This is a genomic window from Ruegeria sp. HKCCD6647-2, from assembly GCF_057221075.1.
The window spans coordinates 785,239-802,652 of sequence record NZ_JBWVBD010000001.1 but is presented as its reverse complement, the minus strand read 5'-3'; the positions used below and the strand labels follow the sequence as shown (position 1 = coordinate 802,652).

Here is a 17,414-nt window from a genome sequence, read left to right as displayed (position 1 = left end):
AATGCACCAATTCACAAGAGGTTGAACATGAAATCCGGTACCAAACTGCCTGACGTGACGTTTCACACGCGCGTTCGCGATGACGCAATCGAAGGACCCAACCCGTTCCGTTGGGAAGACAAGGCAACCTCCGACTATTTCGCGGGCAAGCGCGTGATCCTGTTCTCTCTGCCGGGCGCCTTCACTCCCACATGCTCGACCTACCAATTGCCCGGATTCGAAAATGGCTTTGCTGATTTCGCTGCAAAAGGCATCGACGACATTTACTGTATGTCGGTCAATGACAGCTTTGTCATGAACAAGTGGGCGCAGGATCAGGGCCTTAAGAACGTCAAGGTCATCCCGGACGGTTCGGGCGAGTTCACCCGTAAAATGGGCATGCTGGTCGACAAGGACAATCTGGGCTTCGGCATGCGCTCGTGGCGTTATGCGGCCATCGTCAATGACGGCGTGGTCGAGGCGTGGTTCGAAGAGCCCGGCCTGATGGACAACTGCCCGGAAGACCCCTATGGCGTGTCCTCGCCCGAAAACCTGATGAAGCATCTGGACGAAGCACGCGAGCCGGCTTTGGCCTGATCCGCGTTCCCGACGCTGCGTTGAGGCCCGCCCACTGCGGGCCTTTTTCTTTACGCGCGGGTTTTTTCGACAATCTCCTCGCCGACCACTCGCATCACCAGCGCCAGTTTCCCGAACCAGTCTTCCCTTTCCGTGGATGACCGGCGCACCAATCCGATCGTTCTGGCCGGTTGAGGCTGACCGAAGCGCAGTAATCGGAGACCAGGCACAGCCTCGGACTCGGCCCGAGCCGCCAGTTCGGGCATCAGCGTCAGGCCAAACCCTTCGGCGACCAACCTCGACAAAGTTGCCAACGAGGAAGCACCCATGTTTATCTGACTGCTGTTCCGGTCTTGACCACAGACTTCAAGGGCCTGATCCGTCAGGCAGTGACCATCTTCAAGCAACATCAACTGAGCGGTTCGCAAGTCCACCGGTCGCAATGCCTCGGGGCTGACGGTCAGACGGTTCAGGCGGGACTGGCTGCCGGCCAAAAGGAATCTGTCCTGAAACAACGGTTCTTCGACCAGCCCCTCTCCGCCAGCCGGCAAGGCCAGAACCGCCGCATCGATCTCACCCGAACGGAGTTGGGACAACAAGCGTTCGGTTCTGGATTCAAGGATCTGAACGCGCAGGGAAACATCGCTGGAACGCAATCCCGCCAGAACGCCGGGCAGCAGGTACGGCGCCACAGTTGGAATGATACCGAGAGACAGGGACCGATGTCCGCCCGAGTGATCACGCGCAAACCTGTCCAGCCGGTCCGCCGAATCCAACACTTGGTTTGCACGATCCAATACATCGCGGCCCAACGGTGTCAGCAGGATGTCGCGGGCCTGACGTTCGAACAATGGGCCGCCGATCGTCTCTTCCAGCGCCTTGATCTGCACAGACAATGCGGGTTGAGATACGTGACATGCCTGTGCCGCGCGGCCGAAATTACGTTGTTCGGCAACGGCGCGGAAATATTGTAGCTGCCGAAGGGTGAAGTTCATAACCCCTGATTATCACTTGCGGCCCTTTTCGCAAGTTCCCCAAATGACCCGGCTGAATTTTAACCGATCATGCGATCCCGCTCGGTCTGATCCTCATAATGACGCTTGAGCCGCTGCAACGCGATGCGTAGCACGATCTTTCCGGATCGCGCAGACCACCCCATCCGTTTTTCAGCCAGTTCCAGCCCCTCAAGATAGCAGCAACACCGCAGAGCGACATCGCTCAAACCCGGACCCAGTTCCGCCAAAGCCTTGGCAACACGGTCTCGCGCGGCAGATGACCCTCGGGACAAAGGTGTTGACGTCTGAACATCTCCACGGCCGCCCCCTGTCAAGAAGCGATCCCAGTTCTGGGCAACCTGTGGACCAATCTGAGCCAGTTCGAAGTCTTCGCGCAGGCGCTCCCCGGCGCTGACGAGGGTTTCGTCCAGAAAGGGCTTTCCGTCCCGGTCACGCCGCCGGGACAATGCAATCAAGGGGCTTTCAGCCGCGCTGTATCGCGCGCGAGCCGGTCGTTTCAGTTGCGTCGTACGAGAATCCAGTCGAATGCCAGGCGCCTGGAAGGGTTTCTGCGCCTCTGCCATACCAAACTCGTTCTGCGTCCGCGCCCGATTTTCGGACTCTGCAATCAGATGGCCTAGCGCCGCGCGCCCTGACGTCGAAATTCTGTACCGTGAAATTCGGCCGGGATTGTCACAGGAAATCCAGTCCTTCAAAGCCAAGGCCTGGGCAATCTTGCCTTCAACGACCGCAGTCTTTGTGGCTCCGTTCTCGCCGTTGTCGCGAACAACAACCGCCTTGTCCATATCTTCGGCCACAGCCAGAACCGCGCCGGTTTCACAAAGACGCCGCAGCACGCGCAGCGCTTCTCGGTGGAATTCTTCGTCCCTTGCAGCCAACGGGTTTTGGACGTCATCCGCGTTGAGCATTGGGAACAACGTCTGAGTTTGTACGTCCTGAGGTTGAAAATGCGTCTCGGCCAATGCCTGCAGGGCTGCATCCACCAATGGGTCGTCCCGGCGCATTTCAATTCTGCGGATCTGGCGCAATATGGTCGAAGCATGGCACCCCGCCGACCGTGCAATATCGCGTATCGACCGGCCCGATTCCGTGTGGGCGAGATATCGTTGCGCCCCTTCGGGAACCCATGCGGGAACGGCGGATGCCAAACTGTTTTCCATAGTTTCATGCCCTCGTCGACAAAACAAACTGCCAATGTTCGTCGTCGGATTCTTAGTTAACCAATTCTAACTAGAGTCGCTTTTGTTACTCGTTCGTTAACCACAGACGACACGAAGCAGAATTGATTCAAAAAGATAAACACTCGTGAAACCATCGTTCGGCACGAAGGCTCACAAAGCAACACCCGCTTAGGTTGTGCCACAACATCAGCGACTGACTGGCATGAAAGGAACGTTCACGTGCAGGACCTGATGAGCATGATCACCACACTCCGTCGCCCCCGCCTGCTGACGCGCGCCGCCAAGTTCGGCGCACAGGATTATGACCGCGAACGGCACTTGCAGCGGATCTTGGGATATGGGTCTCTGCCCGGTTCAGGCGCCGCTCTGATGCGGCTGATGGAGCTGGAGCGGGAGGTCAATCAACAACGGCAAGAGGATGACGCAGCCTATTCTCTGGTTCGTCATCTGGATTTGATGATCGCTCTGATTGGCGAGGCGCAACTGTTTCAGGCCAGCCGCGCCTCGCTTTACGGATGATCAGGAAAAGGCGTCCGGCATGGACGCTTTCTTCTCGGCCACGTAGGCATCCAGTGCTTCTTTGATCGACGGGTCGAGCTGTGGCTGCTGATAGTTGGCCAGCAGGTGTTCGACCCGAGCCGAGGCCAGCGTCCTTGTATCGCGGCCACCCTCTTCTTCCCATGTCTCGAAGGGCTTGTAGTCCAGCACTTCCGTTTTCCAGAAGGCTTCCTTGAAGTTGGCCTGCGTGTGGGCACATCCGAGATAGTGACCACCCGGCCCAACTTCGCGGATTGCGTCCATGGCCTGCGCGTTTTCGTCATACGCAACGCCTTTGGCCAAACCGTGCAGCACACCCAACTGGTCGGCATCCATGACGAACTTCTCGAAATCGGCAACCAGACCACCTTCGAGCCAGCCGCAGGAATGCAGCATGAAGTTCACACCCGCCATCAGACCCATGTTCAGCGAATTCGCCGTTTCATAGGCCGCCTGCGCGTCAGGCAGTTTCGATCCGCAGAACGACCCCGCAGAACGATACGGCAGGCCAAGGCGACGGGCCAGTTGACCGGCCCCGTAAGTCACCAACGAAGCTTCCGGCGTGCCGAATGTCGGTGCGCCAGAGTTCATGTCGATCGACGACACGAAGGCACCGAAAATCGCTGGCGCGCCTGGACGGACGATCTGGCTATAGGATACACCGGCCAGAACCTCGGCCAGAACCTGCGTCAGTGTCCCTGCGACCGATACCGGTGCCATTGCGCCACCAACGATGAAGGGCGAAATGATGCAAGCCTGGTTGTTCTGGGCATAGACCTCCAGCGAGCCCATCATCACGTCGTCGAAAGTCATCGGCGAGTTGATGTTGGTCAGCGAAGTCATCACCGTGTTTTCCTGCACGAACTCTTTGCCGAACAGAATCTCGCACATCTCAACTGAATCCTGCGCGCGGCTGGGGTCGGTGACCGAGCCCATGAACGGCTTGTCCGACAGCGTGATATGCGACATCAGCATGTCCAGGTGACGCTTGTTCACCGGCACGTCGGTCGGCTCGCATACGGTGCCGCCCGAATGGTGCAGCCATTTGGACATGTAAGCCAGCTTCACGAACTTGTTGAAGTCGTCCATTGTCGCATAACGCCGACCACCATTGGCGTCGCGCACAAACGGAGGACCATAGACCGGGGCCAGCACCATGTTGCGCCCACCGACAACCACGGATTTTTCCGGATTGCGGGCGTGCTGAGTAAACTGGCTGGGTGCCGTTTTGATCAACTCACGAGCCAACCCGCGCGGAATGCGAACACGCTCACCATCGACATCCGCGCCTGCATTGCGCCAGCGTTCCAACGCGGCGGGGTTGTCGACGAAGTTGACGCCAACTTCCTCCAACACCGTTTCCGCGTTGTGTTCGATGATTTCCAAGGCCTCTTCATTGAGGACTTCGAAATTCGGAATATTGCGTTCGATGTATTTTGCGGTTTCGATGACAACCGCTGTGCGCTCTGCCCGACGAGCGGCGCCACCGCCGCCCCGAGCTCTGCGCCGGGTGTTTGCCTCTGCCATGAGTAAATCCGGTTTGTCTGGTTCCTTTGGATATTTTGTTACATGAACAGCTTTCGCCGCCGAAGGTAGTTTACGGCGCTATCGGGGGAAAAGCGACATCCGCACCGCGCGCTGAAAGCGCTTAATTCAGTGCACGGGTTTTTCCATCAGAACCTTGTTTCCCCGAGTTTCAAGTTCTTGCCAGCCCAAGTGGCGATACATGGAACGGGTGCCATCCATCAGCCGGTGGGTGCTAAGCCTGAGACGGGACTGGCCAGCTTCCTGCGCGGCAGATTCGGCCACGTTCAAAAGAAGCCGGCCAATACCCCGGCCCTGTGCATCCGGGCTGACGGCCAGGTTGTTTATCATCATAGCACCGGGCACTTCGCCAAATACGATCACGCCCAGGACTTGCGCGTCTTCTTCGATCACAAATACGCTGCGGGTTCTGATTTCTTCGTCAATCCCGCTGGTGACGTCAGGCAGGTCGGGTATATCACTCATCGACCGGGCGTAAGCACTTGCAATACAGTCGCGGACTGCATCGACATCGGCCAAAGTGGCACTTCGCGGCATTATCTGTGTCATTTCGCCCCTTCTCGCTTACCGGTACAGAACTCAGGGGTTTAATTGACGTCATTGCGCTTGCACAAGCAAGACATGCGACCTAATAGCCAAGCATGACCCAAGACACCCATGACCGCCTTCTGATCATCGACTTCGGTAGCCAGGTTACGCAGCTTATCGCGCGTCGCTTGCGCGAGTTGAATGTCTATTGCGAGATTCACCCTTATCAGAATGTCACGATGGATTTCGTGCGAGAATTGGCACCCAAAGCGGTGATCTTCTCGGGCGGGCCGGATAGCGTCACGCGTGAGGGCTCGCCCCGTGCACCACAGGAAATCTTCGACTATGGCGTGCCGATCCTCGGCATCTGTTATGGCCAGCAGGTGATGATGCACCAACTGGGCGGCAAAGTCGAAAGCGGCCATGGCACGGCCGAGTTCGGCCGCGCCTTTGTCACACCGAACGGGTCACTGGATATCCTCGATGATTGGTTTGCCGATGGCGACGAACAAGTCTGGATGAGCCACGGCGATCATGTCAGCGAAATCGCTCCGGGCTTTCAGGTTTATGGCACATCTCCCAACGCGCCCTATGCCATCACCGCCGACCCGGCGCGTCATTTCTACGCCGTTCAGTTCCATCCCGAAGTGCACCACACACCGAAGGGCGCGAAACTTTACGAAAACTTCGTGAAACTGGCCGGTTTCAAGGGCGACTGGACCATGGGCGCCTACCGCGACGAGATGATCCGGAAGATCCGCGAGCAGGTTGGCGACAAAAAAGTAATCTGTGGCCTTTCGGGTGGTGTCGACAGCTCGGTAGCGGCAATGCTGATCCACGAGGCCATAGGCGATCAGCTGACCTGCGTTTTTGTAGACCATGGCCTGCTGCGCAAGAACGAGGCTGCTGAAGTCGTTGGCATGTTCCGCGACAACTACAACATCCAGCTGATCCACGCGGATGAAAGCGAGCTGTTTCTGGGCAAGCTGGAAGGCCAGTCCGACCCCGAGACCAAGCGCAAGATCATCGGCAAGCTGTTTATCGACGTGTTCCAGAAACACGCAGACACCATTGAAGGCGCCGAGTTCCTGGCTCAGGGAACACTGTATCCCGACGTGATCGAATCCGTGTCGTTCTCGGGCGGACCGTCGGTTACGATCAAATCGCACCATAATGTCGGCGGCCTGCCCGAAAAGATGGGCCTGAAGCTGGTCGAACCCCTGCGGGAATTGTTCAAAGACGAGGTTCGCGCCCTTGGCCGCGAACTCGGCCTGCCGCAAAGCTTCATTGGTCGCCACCCCTTCCCCGGGCCCGGTCTGGCCATCCGCTGCCCTGGTGAGATCACCCGGGAGAAACTGGATATCCTGCGCGAAGCGGACGCTGTCTATATCGATCAGATTCGCAAGCACGGCCTTTACGATGAAATCTGGCAGGCATTTGTCGCGATTTTGCCAGTTCGAACAGTGGGCGTAATGGGTGACGGCCGGACATATGATTATGCTTGCGCGATGCGCGCCGTGACCTCGGTCGACGGGATGACGGCGGATTACTATCCCTTCAGCCACGAATTCCTCGGCGAGACCGCCACGCGGATCATCAACGAGGTCAAGGGCATCAACCGATGCACCTATGACATCACCTCGAAACCTCCGGGAACAATCGAGTGGGAATGACCAAAAGCCGGGCACTGACCCGGCTTTTTCATTTTATCTTGCCGGCCAGAACTGTATCAAACCGATAGCTTAACCCCTGAACTTCAAGGAGCAGCTCTTGGACAGCCCCAAGGCCCAGATCGGCAAGGCCGCACTTTGGATGACAGGTGCAATCGCCTCATTCTCTTCCATGGCCGTGGCAGGGCGTGAACTGAGCGTTACGCATGACACCTTCGAGATCATGCTCTATCGCAGTATTGTCGGCCTGGTGATCGTGGCGTTGGTGCTGACAGCCACCAAGAAATGGCATCACGTTACCACCGATCGGCTGGGCCTGCACGCAATCCGGAACGGTCTGCATTTCACCGGACAGAACCTTTGGTTCTACGCCGTTAGTGTCGCCCCGCTTGCGCAGGTTTTCGCGCTGGAATTTACAAACCCGATCTGGGTCATTCTTCTGTCGCCATTGCTTCTGCGCGAGCGATTGACCGCGACCCGCATGACAGCCGCGCTGATTGGGTTCGCAGGCATTCTGATTGTGGCCCGGCCCGGGGCAGAACCATTGAGTATCGGCGTCATCAGCGCTGGAGCCTCAGCCATATTTTTTGCGCTTACAAACATCTCGACCAAATCTCTGACCCGAACTGCCAGCATCGGATGCATCATGTTCTGGCTGACGCTCATGCAGGCGTTTTTCGGTTTGGTTGCAGCCGGTTTCGACGGGCGGTTAACGCTGCCTTCGCTGCAAACCGCACCGTTTCTACTCTTGGTCGGGCTCGCAGGGTTGCTGGCGCATTTTTGTATTACAAATGCGCTTGCGATTGCGCCGGCAACGGTTGTTGTTCCATTTGATTTCGCGCGTCTGCCAACCATCGCCATTGTGGGAATGGTGCTCTATCACGAACCGCTGGACCAGTGGACACTGCTTGGCGCGGCAGTAATTTTCACCGGGATATTCCTGAATGTCTGGTCCGAGAACCGTAACAATTCCGCAACACCCTCTCGTCCCTCCGTCCCAGAGTAACGTTCGGTTACCAGTTGACGATTTCTTTATGTCTAATGTTGTATCAGCCAATCTCATGAGCCGGGGATGTGCGCTGAAACTTTGCGCATAGGCAAATGAACGGACAGTGTAGGGAGGACCTAATGAAAAGAACGCTTTTTCAAGCGTGCGCAATTTGCGTAGGGGCGACAGCAGTACAGGCAGGCGGTCTCGATCGAAGCGGTCAGGGTGTAAACATCCTGTTCGAAGAAGGGTCGGTAGTACAGTTTCGACTTGGCTATACCAATCCCAGCGTCAGCGGCACGATGCCGAATTTGACACCGGGCCCAAGTTTCGGACAGCCGGTCTCATCCGGCAACGTCACCAACGACTTTTTCACGCCACATCTGGCTTATAAAAGAGCGCTGAACGAAACGCTGGATTTCGCATTGATCTACGATCAACCGTTTGGCGCCGACATCGACTATGCGGCCAACTATCCGCTGTCGATCAACCCGATTCCGGGCGGTCGTTCGGATGTGCTGCGTGCAAAGGCCGACACGGACGCAATCACCGCATTGCTGCGTTACAAGTTTGACGGCGGATTCAGCGCCATTGGCGGGGTACGCGCACAGCGGGTGAAGGCCAATGTGGCCGTACCGATTGCCGCCGGTTACGAAGTCGATACGGACGCCGAAATTGATTTCGGATATGTTGTCGGTATTGCATGGGAAAAGCCCGAGATCGCTGCGCGAGTGGCCTTGACGTACAATTCGAAAATCACTCATGACCTGTCACAGACCGAGTCACTGAACCCGCCACCTGTTCCGCCAATTCCACCGGGGACGGTCGCGACGTTCAACACAACAAGCGAAATTGAAACACCGCAGTCCATCAACCTGGACTTTCAAACCGGTGTTGCGCCCAGGACCCTTTTGTTTGGTTCGGTTCGCTGGGTCGACTGGCCGCAACTTGTATACAACCCGCCGAACTATCCGCCGACTTCGAACCTCGTAGACTACCAGGATGCGACCTTCACCTATTCGCTGGGTTTGGGCTACAGCTTCTCAGAGGAGTTTTCGGGCGCAGTCACATTGGGCTATGAATCGTCCGAAGGTAATCCGGTGTCCAACCTGGGCCCGACAGACGGGTTCTGGAGCATCGGTGTCGGTGGAACTTACTCGCTTGAAAACGCTAAGATTTCGGGTGGCATCCGCTATACCGACATCGGAGACGCAACAGCCAATGGCGCTGGCCCCAACGCCCGAGCAACCTTCACCGGCAACAGCGCGTGGAGCGTCGGGTTCCAGATCACCTACGATCTGGGCTGATCCAAGCGAAATCATCATGACAAAGCCTCGCCTCTGCGGCGGGGCTTTTTTTTTCCCAAGATACGGGTCGCTATTGCTGGACGGGGATGAAAAACCAAGGGATGGAACCACAGAAGTCACTCACACTCCGCGCCTGGTCCGAGCTTGTATTGCTCGGAGTGATCTGGGGCGCCTCATTTCTTTCCATTCGCATCGCGCTGGACACCATTCCGGTCATGACATCTGTCCTGCATCGCGTGTTTTGGGCCAGTCTCGTGCTTTGGTTTGTCATTGCTTGGCAGAGACAATCCATTCCCCGTGAGCCGCGAGTCTGGGGTGCATTTCTGGTCATGGGGTTGCTGAACAATGTCATTCCATTTTCGCTGATGGCCTGGGGCCAGCTTTATGTCGAGGTCGGCCTGACCTCGATCCTCAATGCGGCGACAGCGATATTCGGTGTGCTGCTGGCTTCCGTTTTCTTTCGCGATGAACGGCTCAGTGGTATGCGGTTTATCGGCGTCATCCTTGGCTTTCTGGGCGTATCAATCGCGATTGGCCTGACTAACTTCACCCAGTTCAGCCCCGGCAGCCTTGCCCAACTGGCTATCCTGGGCGGTACGCTGTCCTACGCGATGGCCGCTGTCTGGGCCCGCTTCAACCTGAGCCATCTGCCACCACAGATTGCTGCTGCGGGAATGCTGACTGCATCGACCCTGTTGATGTTACCAATAACACTGGCCCTGGACGGCATTCCAAGCCTGTCCCTGCCGTGGCAAACTTGGGGAGCAATCGGGTATTACGCCATCATCGCCACGGCCGGCGCGTATCTGCTGTACTACAGGGTTCTGGCGCAAGCCGGCAGCGGCAACCTGATGCTTGTTACCCTGATCATACCGCCAGTCGCCATCCTGTTGGGGGCGTTCGTGCGAGACGAAGCCCTGCCGCCGAACGCCTATTTGGGCTTCGCGGTCCTGGCCAGCGGGCTAATAATCCTCAGCCGATCCGGCAGACGAGATTGACGCCGCCGACCGCCCGTTTTAGCTAGGGCAAAACAAGGGACAGCGGAACATGATCTACGCCTCAGCTCAGGATTGGCGCAATGCTGCACGCAAAAAAGTGCTGTTCTTCGGCATGTCCGGGTTAGGCAAATCCTATGTCTCGAACCAGCTACGAGACGCGGGCGGGTGGTTCCATTACTCGATCGATTACCGGATCGGCACCCGGTACATGGGCGAGTACATCACCGACAACGCCAAAGCCGAAGCGATGAAAGTCCCCTTTCTGCGCGATCTGCTGTTGTCGGATTCAATATATATCGGCTCGAATATCTCATTTGAGAACCTGACACCCGTTGCTGCCTATCTGGGTAAGCCCGGCAATCCGGAATTGGGTGGGTTGGAGATTTCCGAGTATCGGCGGCGCCAGGAACAGTTTCGGTTGGCCGAAATCCATGCATTACTGGATACCAAGTATTTCATCGATCGCGCGCGGAAACTGTACCAGTATCCCAATTTCATTTGCGACACCGGTGGATCGATTTGCGAGTGGGTGGACCCAAACGACCCAAAGGATCAGGTTCTTTCGGAATTGTCGCGGCATACCCTGATGGTCTGGATCAAGGGGGACGATGCGCATACTGCCGAACTGATCCGCCGGTTCGACAAAGCCCCCAAACCAATGTCTTATCAGCCAGAATTCCTGACACAGGTCTGGGACGAATACCTGTCGCTCAACGATTGCGCGGCTGACAAGGTCGACCCCGATGCCTTCATCCGCTGGACTTATTCGCGCGCTCTGGCGCATCGACAGCCCCGCTACGAGGCCATGGCAACGAACTGGGGCATCACGGTAACCGCCGACGACATCGGCAAAGTCCGCGACGCCGCTGATTTCGATGAGTTGATCGAAGGCGCCCTTGAGGCGCAAGCCAACCCGACCTAAGTTCCAGAATTCATTCGCAGCTTCAACAGCGTGACACCATGCCGATCAAGATCCCATCCGACCTGCCTGCCTTTGACGTCCTGACCCAAGAGGGCGTTATGGTCATGGCCGAAGATCAGGCCGCGCGTCAGGATATTCGCCCCCTTCGGATCGGACTGTTGAATCTGATGCCCAAGAAGATTCAGACAGAAAATCAGTTTGCGCGTCTGATTGGCGCAACGCCGCTGCAGATCGAATTGTCACTGATCCGCATGACAGAACATCAGACCAAGAATACTGCCGCCGAGCATATGGCCGAGTTCTATCATCCTTTTCAGGACGTAAAGGACCAGAAATTCGACGGTCTGATCATAACCGGCGCGCCCATCGAGCATCTGGAATTTCCCGATGTCACGTATTGGGACGAAATCACCGAAGTGTTCGAGTGGACACAGACCAACGTGCATTCCACCTTTGGCGTGTGCTGGGGCGGCATGGCGATGATCAACCATTTTCATGGCGTCCGAAAACACATGCTGGATGCAAAGGCTTTCGGCTGTTTCCGTCACAAAAACCTCGATCAGGCCTCCCCGTTTCTGCGCGGGTTCTCAGACGATTGCGTCATTCCCGTCAGCCGTTGGACCGAGATGAAACAAGATGAAATCAACGCGGCACCAGGCCTGAAAACCTTGCTGGGCAGCGATGAGGTCGGGCCGTGTCTGGTTGAAGATCCAGGCCATCGGGCGCTCTATATTTTCAACCATTTCGAATATGACAGCGACACTCTGAAACAGGAATACGATCGCGACGTGACCAATGGGACGCCCATAAACGTGCCGCTGAACTACTATCCGGACGACGACCCAAGCCAGACGCCGCAGAACAGATGGCGCAGCCATGCCCACCTGCTTTATGGCAACTGGATCAATGAGATCTACCAGACAACCCCATTTGAAATGAGCAAGATTGGCCGCTAAGATCCTGATATCCCTCTGCCTTATTCTATTGGCGCTGGCTGCAGCCACGGCTTGGCGCGTCAATCAGAGGGAAGCCGTGGCCGAGCAGTTTTTTCCTCCGGAAGGTCAGTTTGTCGACATAGGCGGGATTGCTGTTCATGCCGTGGTGATGGGCGAAGGCCCGGATGTGGTTCTGATCCACGGGTCAAGCGGAAACACACGCGACATGACATTTGCGCTGGCGCCTATTCTGGCCAATAACTATCGGGTGATCGCGTTCGACCGACCCGGCCTCGGTTACACTGATAGCTTTAACCCTGACGGCGAAACCATTATTGAACAAGCGGAAATCTTGCAGAAGGCAGCCGCGAAACTGGGCGCGGAAAAACCCATCGTTTCCGGGCAGAGCTATGGTGGCTCGGTCTCGCTCGCGTGGGCAGTGACACGGCCCGAAAACATCTCTGCGCTTGTTCTAATCGCCCCTGCCGCTATCCCTTGGGAAACCCCGCTGGACGCATTCAACACAATTGGAGCGACCTCGGTAGGGAATGCGCTGGCCCTGCCCTTGGTCGCGGCCTTCGTTCCAGACTGGTTCGTGACGCAGGCTTTGGATGATGTTTTTGCTCCGCAAACAGCACCCGAAGGTTACGCCGAGCACTTTGGCCCCGGCCTGACCATGCGCCGGGCATCCATGCATGCCAATGCGAAACAGCGCGCCAATCTGCTGAACGAAATCACCGAACTGCAGCCACGATACGGAGAGATTTCTGTTCCAACAGAAATCGTTCACGGAACCGCAGACACGACGGTGGGGCTCGACTGGCATTCCGAACGTCTGATCGAACAGATTCCGGGCGCCGAACTGATTGAACTGGTCGGTATCGGTCATATGCCGCAGGTCGTTGCCGCCCCCGAAGTCGCCGCCGCAATAGATCGCGCCGCAAAGCGCGCGGGTTTGCGTTAACCCCATCCGTAATCCATATTAAGTTATGGATTTTGTGGCGAGGCGTTCATGACCCGATCAGAAAAAGGCTCTATCGAAAAATACTTTCGCAAAGGTGCCCCGGATGACATTCGCAAGGCCATTGAGGACGCGAAAAAAGACGACATACTGAACCCGACCTACCCTTACTCTGAAAGGATGAAGGGCAAAGACTACGGCAACCAGATGGAGGCACTTCAGGTCGAGCTGGTCAAGATGCAATCCTGGATCAAGGCGACCGACCAGCGTGTCGCCATCGTCTTTGAAGGTCGCGACGCGGCCGGCAAGGGCGGGACAATCAAACGTTTCCGCGAAAACCTGAACCCGCGCGGCGCCCGCAACGTTGCACTCAGCAAACCCTCGGACGCGGAACGCAGCCAGTGGTACTTCCAGCGCTATATCTCGCACTTCCCGTCGGCCGGGGAAATCGTCTTCTTTGACCGTAGCTGGTACAATCGTGGCGTGGTCGAGAATGTCTTTGGCTTCTGTGAGCCTGACGAGCGCGAGCGATTCTTTCGCCAGGTCCTGCCGCTTGAAACCGGCTTCGTCAATGACGGCATCCATCTCTTCAAATTCTGGCTGAATGTCGGGCGCGCGGAACAACTGAACCGCTTTCTGGCGCGCGAAACCGACCCGTTGAAACAATGGAAACTCAGCCCCATTGACGTGGCCGGTCTGGACAAGTGGGACGAGTACACTCAATCGATTGCCGAAACCCTGACACGATCGCATTCCGAGCGTTGCCCGTGGACCATTGTCCGCTCGGACGACAAGAAACGGGCACGATTGGCAGCAATACGAACGGTTCTCAGCGCCCTGGACTACGACGCAAAAGACGCCGAGGTCGTAGGAGCACCCGACCCGAATATTTGTGGCGGGCCAGACATCTGGGAGACTTGAAAGAACTTACAGTTCACGCCCTGGAAGCGAGTTAGCCGTGAGACGTTGCCATATTGTCGCCCTTTTGCTGCCTAGCTCGTCTGATAATTTCAGCAAAAATACTAGAGAGCGGAAGCAGGTTTTAAATGACTGAGGACGTTTTGGCGGTGCTCCGGCACCCAATAGAGATCTTCTTTGACCCCAATCAGCGCTTGTCAGTTTTCTATATGGGCACTGCATTGATTGCAGCAGTTTTCGTGTTTTTTCGCAGCCGGGAACACACCCGCAAAAAGGGCATCAAAGGACTGCTCGACTGGTTACTGCCCTGGGATGTATTAACGCATAAATCCGCCAAGGCGGACTATGTCATGTTTTTCGTCAATAAATCTTTAATCGCAGCCATTTACGCATCAATCCTGATTCAGGCACCCTTCTGGTACCACACAGTCGACGGCATCATTGGCCCTGCACCTGCAGGCCCTGACGAGACATCGTGGGGTGTCACGGCTGTTTACACAGTTAGTATGGTTCTGGCCTTTGATGGTGCTTTGTGGGTTGCGCACTACCTATTCCACAGGGTTCCATTCCTTTGGGAGTTTCACAAGGTCCATCATTCCGCCGAGGTCATGACCCCGTTGACAGCAGCGCGAATGCACCCATTTGAAGAAGCAATTGGATCCATGATCGGCGCTTTTGGAGTCGGCGTAACGATTGCTCTTTTGGATCAGTTTTTCGGTACCGGAGCGCGATTTGTCCAGATCTTTGATCTAAATATTTTCCTTTTCGTATTCTTCCTGGCCGCATTTAACTTGCGCCACAGTCACGTCTGGCTGCAGTATCCCAATTGGTTGCAACACATTTTGGTCAGCCCTGCACAACATCAGATTCACCATTCCAAGGCCCGAAGGCATTGGGACAAGAACATGGGTTTCATCTTCGCTTTCTGGGATTGGAGTGCTGGTACTCTCTACTCGCCGAAGTCCAATGAGAACGTCGAATACGGACTTGGAAATGGAGAAGACGGAACGTGGAACGACCCTGTTGCGCTGTACCTCCGCCCCTTCAAGAACGCATACGCCTTGTTCAAGAAAGATCGGATTAGCGCGTTCGTCAGCTCGCCAGATGAACCGTCCTCCGGAATTGAAGAACCGCAGGCGGAAACCACTGAAGCCGGGTGAAATCACTGCATTGGACAGAAAGGGATATTGTTCTTCAATACCTGCGTCCAATCACACAATCGTTGGACGAACTTACCATGATACTCTATCTCTACTGTTTCGATGTTCTCCACTGCAAAGGCGCCAAAACCTCGGATGACGAAACGCGGGTATCACCATGGAAACCTTAGACAAGCCTTGATCGAGGCCGCCCTGTCGCTTATCGAAGCGAAGGGTCCGACTGGCTTTACCCTTTCCGAGGCCGCCAAGACTGCAGGCGTCACACCCGCTGCCGTTTATCGCCACTTTGAAGGTCGCGAGGATCTGATTGCCGAGGCCGCCCGCCAAGGGTTCGAAATGTTCGCGGACCTGATGCAGTTTGCCTATGACAAGGGTCAGCCGTCGGCACTTGCCGCTTTCGAGGCCACAGGGCGCGCCTACCTGGCCTTTGCCCGCAAGCATCCCGGCCACTACATAGCAATGTTCGAAAGCGGCATTTCGATCAATCGGACACCGGAACTGGCCATCGCCGCGAACCGCGCCAAAAGCGTTCTGGAGAAAGCTGCCGCGGACCTGTCGCAGCACATTCCTCCGGAGAAACGCCCGCCGGCCTCGATGTTCAGCGCGCATATCTGGGCCATGAGCCACGGTGTTGTCGAACTATTTGCCCGCAACACAGGCGCTTCGTCCCCCTTTCCGCCCGAGGAACTGCTGGAATCCGGAATCGGAATATACCTCAGAGGGTTAGGTCTGCTGCCCCAAGATGACTAAAGGGATTTAGAACATCCGGGTTTTCTGCGGCGTGCTCAGCCGGGACGTAACATTGATCAAGTCCATCTGCCCCATGCCCTTGATGTCGACCGGACCCAGATCGGTAATCTGGAATTCGTCAATCAGGGCGTATTTCATCTCTTCCGGCGCTACAATGTGCATCGGATTGGCGAAAACCTGAAGGCGCGATGCGATGTTCACTGCCGGGCCAAACACGTCATAAACATATTTCTGGATCCCGACGACCGAGCCGACTGCTGCGCCCGTTCCAAGCCCGATCCGGGCCTGCCACTTGTGCGGGTGGCTTTCGTTGCGCCGCTCCAGATACCGCAGGAATCGTACGGCGCAATGGGCTACCGCCGTGGCGTGGTCTGGCGTTTCATCCGGCATGCCAGAAACGGCCAGATAAGCATCCCCGATGGTTTTGATCCGCTCGCAGCCGAATTGCTCCACGATGCGATCAAAAGCGGTGAAGATGTCGTTCAGCTCGCTCAGAGTTACGGTTGGGTCAGTCTTGGCCGTAAAATCAGTGAAGCCGACAAAATCCAGCATGACCACCGATACATTTTCATAAAGCTGGGGTGTAACCACTCCGAATGTTTTGAATTCTTCATATACGGCGCGCGGCATCAGGTTCAGCAGCAGGCGCTCGACCCTTTCCTTTTCGCGTTCCAGCTCGCGCGTGTTTCGCTCCACCATGGTCGAATAGCTGTCGATCATGCTCTCCAGTTCGCGAATGCGTGTAATATTCTGGCATTCGACGACCAAAAGCTGTTCTTCGACCCCGTTCGCCAGAGACACTGTGGTTGCAAAAATCAATGTGCGGCGTTTCGGCTTGATCTGCAATTCCGCCGAATACCGAAGACCGGACTGCTTGACATCCTCCAACTCTTTGAGGTCAAGCCCGGGAAGAATATCCAACAAAGTCTGGCCGGGTTCCGGTGTCCCGAACCATTCGGCAAAAGGACCGTTATGAAAAATAAAGCTCATGTCCGATGCCCGCAGGACAGCAACGCCAACACCGATTGCACGAAGCAGGTGCTCGTTGATGGCATGAATGTTCATGCGGCGGTCCGGGCAACGATAATGGAGCGCTTCGATTCAATCGCCTCCATCACGATTTCGATGTCTGCGTCTGCCATACCATGCTGGGACAGGGCCTCGGTAAGCAAAGCGCCCATTTCGTCGAAATCTTCATGCGTGATGTTCAGGTGACGATGAACAGCCTCGATCCGGTCATCGCTGAACGAAGCCGGGCCACCGACAAGCGAAGACACGAATTTTGTCTGGTGATCGATCAGACGCGGCATGTCGATATCATCGAAATGGTCGCCAATCTGTTCGGAATCCAATGCCAAATCATAGAATGACATCACGATGCGGCTGATGGTTTTGAACCCGCCGTATTTATCGTAAATAGTCTGACTCACAACAAAAAAACCA

The 17,414-nt window shown here is 56.2% G+C and carries 18 protein-coding genes; 12 read left to right on the top strand and 6 right to left on the bottom strand.

Annotated elements, in window-relative coordinates; translation table 11 throughout:
• The first annotated feature begins 27 nt into the window (after positions 1-27).
• On the top strand, positions 28-576 hold the full coding sequence (locus tag AC2TDJ_RS03825) for a redoxin family protein (RefSeq protein ID WP_480839399.1): 549 nt from the start codon (positions 28-30) through the stop codon (positions 574-576).
• Positions 577-626: 50 nt separating this feature from the next.
• On the opposite strand, the gene AC2TDJ_RS03820 is transcribed toward AC2TDJ_RS03825, so the two are convergent.
• Both AC2TDJ_RS03820 and AC2TDJ_RS03815 read right to left on the bottom strand, forming a co-directional pair.
• Entirely contained in the window at positions 627-1,550 is a 924-nt protein-coding gene (locus AC2TDJ_RS03820; protein ID WP_480839397.1) for a LysR substrate-binding domain-containing protein, read from the bottom strand.
• Positions 1,551-1,609: 59 nt separating this feature from the next.
• Complete coding sequence (locus AC2TDJ_RS03815; protein WP_480839395.1) at positions 1,610-2,731, bottom strand: DUF6456 domain-containing protein; 1,122 nt, start codon at positions 2,729-2,731, stop codon at positions 1,610-1,612.
• Positions 2,732-2,983: 252 nt separating this feature from the next.
• Between AC2TDJ_RS03815 and AC2TDJ_RS03810 the strand changes: the two genes are divergently transcribed.
• Positions 2,984-3,271: a DUF6477 family protein gene (locus tag AC2TDJ_RS03810; RefSeq protein WP_480840216.1), complete on the top strand. Its 288-nt coding sequence runs from the start codon at positions 2,984-2,986 to the stop codon at positions 3,269-3,271.
• Here the strand turns inward: AC2TDJ_RS03810 and AC2TDJ_RS03805 are convergent, their stop codons facing one another.
• Positions 3,272-4,816, bottom strand: a complete 1,545-nt coding sequence (locus AC2TDJ_RS03805) for a trimethylamine methyltransferase family protein (protein ID WP_480839393.1) — start codon at positions 4,814-4,816, stop codon at positions 3,272-3,274. It lies immediately after the preceding gene.
• A 126-nt stretch (positions 4,817-4,942) separates the two neighbouring features.
• Positions 4,943-5,383, bottom strand: coding sequence for a GNAT family N-acetyltransferase (locus AC2TDJ_RS03800; RefSeq protein ID WP_480839391.1), 441 nt, complete (start codon positions 5,381-5,383; stop codon positions 4,943-4,945).
• A gap of 92 nt (positions 5,384-5,475) precedes the next feature.
• On the opposite strand from AC2TDJ_RS03800, the gene guaA reads away from it, so the two are divergent.
• The 10 genes from guaA to AC2TDJ_RS03750 all read left to right on the top strand — a co-directional run bounded on the left by guaA (position 5,476) and on the right by AC2TDJ_RS03750 (position 15,971).
• Positions 5,476-7,035: a glutamine-hydrolyzing GMP synthase gene (gene guaA / locus AC2TDJ_RS03795; RefSeq protein ID WP_480839389.1), complete on the top strand. Its 1,560-nt coding sequence runs from the start codon at positions 5,476-5,478 to the stop codon at positions 7,033-7,035.
• Positions 7,036-7,132: 97 nt separating this feature from the next.
• Complete coding sequence (locus AC2TDJ_RS03790; protein ID WP_480839387.1) at positions 7,133-8,038, top strand: DMT family transporter; 906 nt, start codon at positions 7,133-7,135, stop codon at positions 8,036-8,038.
• A 122-nt stretch (positions 8,039-8,160) separates the two neighbouring features.
• Complete coding sequence (locus AC2TDJ_RS03785) at positions 8,161-9,327, top strand: OmpP1/FadL family transporter (protein WP_480839385.1); 1,167 nt, start codon at positions 8,161-8,163, stop codon at positions 9,325-9,327.
• A 101-nt stretch (positions 9,328-9,428) separates the two neighbouring features.
• On the top strand, positions 9,429-10,325 hold the full coding sequence (locus AC2TDJ_RS03780) for a DMT family transporter (RefSeq protein WP_480840214.1): 897 nt from the start codon (positions 9,429-9,431) through the stop codon (positions 10,323-10,325).
• A gap of 49 nt (positions 10,326-10,374) precedes the next feature.
• Positions 10,375-11,247, top strand: a complete 873-nt coding sequence (locus AC2TDJ_RS03775; RefSeq protein WP_480839383.1) for an ATPase — start codon at positions 10,375-10,377, stop codon at positions 11,245-11,247.
• 38 nt (positions 11,248-11,285) lie between these two features.
• Positions 11,286-12,203, top strand: coding sequence for a homoserine O-acetyltransferase MetA (gene metA, locus AC2TDJ_RS03770; protein ID WP_480839381.1), 918 nt, complete (start codon positions 11,286-11,288; stop codon positions 12,201-12,203).
• A complete protein-coding gene (locus tag AC2TDJ_RS03765) occupies positions 12,193-13,146 on the top strand; it encodes an alpha/beta fold hydrolase (RefSeq protein WP_480839379.1) in 954 nt (317 codons plus the stop codon). The genes metA and AC2TDJ_RS03765 overlap by 11 nt, the downstream gene beginning before the upstream one ends.
• A gap of 48 nt (positions 13,147-13,194) precedes the next feature.
• A complete protein-coding gene (ppk2, locus tag AC2TDJ_RS03760; RefSeq protein ID WP_480839377.1) occupies positions 13,195-14,064 on the top strand; it encodes a polyphosphate kinase 2 in 870 nt (289 codons plus the stop codon).
• A gap of 125 nt (positions 14,065-14,189) precedes the next feature.
• The gene (locus AC2TDJ_RS03755) at positions 14,190-15,221 is read left to right on the top strand and encodes a sterol desaturase family protein (RefSeq protein WP_480839375.1); all 1,032 of its coding nucleotides are present in this window, start codon (positions 14,190-14,192) and stop codon (positions 15,219-15,221) included.
• A 135-nt stretch (positions 15,222-15,356) separates the two neighbouring features.
• Complete coding sequence (locus tag AC2TDJ_RS03750; RefSeq protein ID WP_480839373.1) at positions 15,357-15,971, top strand: TetR/AcrR family transcriptional regulator; 615 nt, start codon at positions 15,357-15,359, stop codon at positions 15,969-15,971.
• 6 nt (positions 15,972-15,977) lie between these two features.
• On the opposite strand, the gene AC2TDJ_RS03745 is transcribed toward AC2TDJ_RS03750, so the two are convergent.
• Together AC2TDJ_RS03745 and AC2TDJ_RS03740 are read right to left on the bottom strand one after the other, a co-directional pair.
• Positions 15,978-17,036 (bottom strand): adenylate/guanylate cyclase domain-containing protein, encoded by a 1,059-nt coding sequence (locus tag AC2TDJ_RS03745; protein WP_480839371.1) that lies wholly within the window; start codon positions 17,034-17,036, stop codon positions 15,978-15,980.
• Positions 17,033-17,401, bottom strand: coding sequence for a group I truncated hemoglobin (locus tag AC2TDJ_RS03740; RefSeq protein ID WP_480839369.1), 369 nt, complete (start codon positions 17,399-17,401; stop codon positions 17,033-17,035). Before AC2TDJ_RS03740 ends, AC2TDJ_RS03745 begins: the two co-directional genes overlap by 4 nt.
• Between the last annotated feature and the right edge of the window lie 13 nt (positions 17,402-17,414).